The sequence below is a fragment of the Facklamia sp. P12937 genome (genome assembly GCF_050409505.1).
GTDB lineage: Bacteria > Bacillota > Bacilli > Lactobacillales > Aerococcaceae > Facklamia.
The window spans coordinates 1-4098 of the sequence record NZ_JBNUPI010000038.1 but is presented as its reverse complement, the minus strand read 5'-3'; the positions used below and the strand labels follow the sequence as shown (position 1 = coordinate 4098).

The following is a 4098-nucleotide window of genomic DNA, read 5'->3' as shown; positions in this document are numbered from 1 at the left end:
TTTCTTTTTATTATATATCAAAAAGCCCTCTAAATCACCATAGGTTGGTGATTTAAAGGACTTTGTCTACAGTCTGAAAGACCTCGAAAGGTCTTCATGTATTATTTTTCATTTTTTAAAGACATATATTCAAAAAAGCTCCTCATAACAAAGGCCTCTTTGTCCATTCTCTTTCGATATTGATCTATATACCTACCACCAAATAATATAATAAGTCCTAAAAGAATTCCCAACCATGGAACTTCCTTGGTTTGGGATGAGTTACTTTGACCTAAAACATAAGTTGCAAGTGGAAGTAGAACTTTTATAACATCCATAAAAAATGTGCTTTTTTCAGCTTCGACACTATAGTATGATTTAAACATTGAATAAACTTTTTTCTTATTGTGATCTTCAAGACTTTCATAAGCTTCAATATAATAATTTAAATTACATTTAAAATTTTTGAATATCTCCGTAATGTCATTGATATTTTTTACATCTAATAAATCTTCTCTATTAATATAATTATTATCTTCTTTTTTATTTTTCCTGCATTTATTACCAAAAATCATTTAACACAAACTCCTCTGGTTCATTCTCCACCGTTTCATCAATTTTGAAGAAAGCATGGAACATTGCCATGAAACCATCAATTTTACGACGGTTCTCATCTTTCTTTTGGTACTGCATATTGCCAAACGCGTCACGTTTAACAAATACATTATTAGTATACCAATTCATGAGTGGATTCATACCCCAAATAAGTCTTTTTTGTGCAAAAATTACTTCGATTTTAGGAGCGATTAGAGCTTCTACTGATTTAGTATGACGAATAAATTCAACTTCAAATCCTGCTTCTTCTAAACCCTGCCTTACATGATCCATACGGTAGGCATCACCAACAACTAAATTGAAGTCATAAGTTTCTCGCATCATTACTAACCAATCAACCACATGTCTAATACTAATTACTGGTTCATCTACTACCGTTAACAAGCCTTCTTTCTCCCATTTAGGAATTTCACTGCTAATTTTGAGATGATAATTATCTAAAAATCCTTTTCTAATAAACGAATGACTGATCCAGTAATACTTATCACCATCTGCAAACAATAACCCAACGGCAGCGAAATCTTTTAATGACGCAAAGTCAAGACCAGAAACTGCTGTACATTTGCTTAAATCAGGAAACTCTCTATTGGTGGCTTTTATTTCTTCACGCGTCGCAATTGAACTCTCCATCTCTACATCAGAGATGTTCATCCGCTTAGTGAGCCATTTCGGTTTATTTCTTTCTCCACGTTGGACTTCTCCCCACTGCGTCTGGACAGTTCGAAAAAGCCCACGAGCATAATCGCTCATGGGTTCGTGGAACATTGGGTTCGCTTTTTCCCAATTAGCAGGATCTTCTACTTCTTCTTTTTCATCTAAAGTACATATCCATGGGAACATATTACTTTGTAGGGTTTCATGAGTTAATATTTCTCTAGCTTTCGCTAACTCTTTATCGTAAACACCATCTCTAACAAAACCGTTTGTAGAGATATAGAATGTCCGAGGTGGTTGGACTTTACCAAGACCGTCTGTTAAAACCTCTATTATTTCATAAGTACTATAACGATGAATTTCATCAAATATAACCGCACCATGACCAAACGAGTCTTTGGTATCTGGATTACTTGTTAGATATTCAATCGTACTGTATGTTTCTGTGTTTAAGATTTGTGCTAATCCATTTTTAAATTCACCCGTTTGTCTATCAGTGAGTTCTGGATTTCTTTTTAGCATATTATGAATTTCAATAAATGATTTCTTAGCTTGAGTTTCTGAGTTCGCAACAACCGCTGCATGATATTCATTGACACCATGCAAAGAGCTAGTAAAATAAGCCAAAAGAACTGCGATTAGCCCGTTCTTACCTGCACCACGTGCCATGGTCCAAAAATAGATGTCAAATACTAACGTTCCATCCTTAAAGTAAAGGAACACAAAACTGATTAAGAACTTTTGAAAGGGTTCGAGTTTAAAAAACCATTTTTCAGCAAACCTTACAAATTCATCAATTTGAGACTCATTAAACCAAATGTCGTTTCTTGAAAGAACAGCTCTTTCAAGATAATTGATTAGGTCGATTCTCTCTTGATTTAGTTTAATTTTTCCATTTCGCCACTGGTTTATATAATAATCAATATAAGGATGGCTTATCACAACAAGCTAACCTTCTTTGGCTTCTTATCGTATACTATTTTAGGTTTTTCATTTAATACTTTTTTGAATTTGATAGATTTACCAGTGGCATTTATTTGAGAGTTTATACTTTTTAATTCAGAAAGCGCTGGATGAGCTTTGGTAAATTCTTGAGAAGCGTTAACGGTCGTTTTTGTTATTCCCTCTTTCCTAATTTCTTTCTCAAGCTTTCTAGATAAAGCAATCAAGCTACAATAACGATCAATTTTTTCAACCTCAAAAAGATCATCTTCATCAATTCTTGACATTAAACTCTTCTTTAATTTAGAAACAGAAACAACCATTTTTTCACCTCCAAGAACTTTATAACCCCCCCGTATACGGAAAAATTTAAAATAAATCGATTTTTTGTCGGAGAAGAGTACCCGCCCGCTGATAAGAGGATTTAAATTTTGTGAAACTTTTTGAGGGGGAATGTTTCACGGAATATAAAACCGCCCCTCTTTGAAGATCATAAACTTAAAACAAATTGACATTTACCACCATTCATCATCCCATTCAATGCTTTCAGTTGATGCAAAGTGTATTGCGTTGTGACAATCGATACACACAGTTAACAAGTTATCTTCATTAAGTCTCAATGAAGGATAGAACTCAAGAGGTTTGATATGATGAACGATCAGAGTCTTGCCATTCTTCTTGTTACTTCCAAGAGTTACCTTCCCTTGTGACTTACAGACTTGGCATTCATTGTTGTCTCTTTGTTTAATAGATTGAGATAACTTACGCCAAGCACTCGACCAATAGAATTGATTCTTGTCTATCTCTTGAGTAGGAAGATCAGGTCTTGCTAACCTTTGAAGTTCTTTTAATAAATCCTTTGATAACTCCACCTGATCACTATCCCTCCATTCTTAAATCAAAAAAACAAATCTTAAAAACAAATCGACTAATTATTTAACTCCTATTTTTTAAATCAAAATAAATTAGCGAATAAATTCTTGGAATAAAATTCTAAAAAATAAATTCGCTAAAATAAATTTAATAAATTAAAACCACCCCAAATTTATGGGGTGGAAACGAAAGGAGGTAATGTCGTCGCACGAGTCAGCAAATCAATCACAATTTGCTCACTACCATCATACTATAGAATAGCAAGATGTAGTGTAGGTTTAGTGTAGGTATATTCATCATACATTTTATATCTCGCTCAAATCATCCATCGAAATCTTATCTGCTAATTTAATAGCCTGAACTAGTCGGGAATGTTTCTCACGGATATGTTGATAGGAATATCCAAGGTCTTCAGAGATTTCAAACAATGATTTCTTCTCAATATATTTCATGACTAAAATTTGAGAGTCTAAATCTTCAAAGCCCTTAATTAAATTCGTTAATTTATCCCGGCGGTCTTTTAATAATTTTAACTCTTTCTCATAACGTTTAATGTTTTCTTCTAAGTTACTAGATAAAGAATCAGGTTCTAACTTTATCTTTTGTAGATCTCCATCAACCCATCGCTTCAATTCAGCTTTTGATTCTTCTAATTGAAATTGATAGAACTCTATCTTATTTTTAATTTCTTTAAAGCTTTCGAGCCATTCGAACAAATTTTATCACCTCGTTTGTCTAAGATTATTCTTCTATCTTAGACACTTAAGAACGCTGACATGATAATGTTTAAGACACTATAGCAGTGTGTTTGTCTAAGATAAAGTACTATTTTCTTTATATTATTATTAATACTAAAAATATTTTTTCTTTTTTAATTATTAAAGAAGTGAAAAACATCTTAGACATCTTAGACAAAACATTGTAATTGTTGATACATTAACCTTTATAGATGTCTAAGATATGACTAAAATATGCTATTTTGGGGCTGTATCATAAGTCTCAAACCGAAAAACCACTATAAACGTTGTTTAAACA

5 protein-coding genes are annotated in these 4098 nt (G+C 32.7%); all 5 read right to left on the bottom strand.

Translation table 11 applies throughout. From position 1 onward, the window contains the following. Positions 1-101 precede the first annotated feature (101 nt). Complete coding sequence (locus ACQV2R_RS08515) at positions 102-554, bottom strand: hypothetical protein (protein WP_428892104.1); 453 nt, start codon at positions 552-554, stop codon at positions 102-104. Beyond that, positions 541-2190: a terminase TerL endonuclease subunit gene (locus ACQV2R_RS08510; protein ID WP_428892103.1), complete on the bottom strand. Its 1650-nt coding sequence runs from the start codon at positions 2188-2190 to the stop codon at positions 541-543. The genes ACQV2R_RS08515 and ACQV2R_RS08510 overlap by 14 nt, the downstream gene beginning before the upstream one ends. Then, a complete protein-coding gene (locus ACQV2R_RS08505) occupies positions 2187-2513 on the bottom strand; it encodes a P27 family phage terminase small subunit (RefSeq protein ID WP_428892102.1) in 327 nt (108 codons plus the stop codon). The genes ACQV2R_RS08510 and ACQV2R_RS08505 overlap by 4 nt, the downstream gene beginning before the upstream one ends. A gap of 192 nt (positions 2514-2705) precedes the next feature. Further along, positions 2706-3062 (bottom strand): HNH endonuclease, encoded by a 357-nt coding sequence (locus tag ACQV2R_RS08500; RefSeq protein WP_428892101.1) that lies wholly within the window; start codon positions 3060-3062, stop codon positions 2706-2708. A gap of 306 nt (positions 3063-3368) precedes the next feature. Continuing rightward, positions 3369-3779, bottom strand: coding sequence for a hypothetical protein (locus tag ACQV2R_RS08495; protein ID WP_428892100.1), 411 nt, complete (start codon positions 3777-3779; stop codon positions 3369-3371). Positions 3780-4098: the final 319 nt, after the last annotated feature.

Bases quoted from the DNA above. Each gene is read 5' to 3' on its own strand.
- ACQV2R_RS08515 (WP_428892104.1), bottom strand. From the start codon at position 554: ATGATTTTTGGTAATAAATGCAGGAAAAATAAAAAAGAAGATAATAAT.
- ACQV2R_RS08505 (WP_428892102.1), bottom strand. From the start codon at position 2,513: ATGGTTGTTTCTGTTTCTAAATTAAAGAAGAGTTTAATGTCAAGAATT.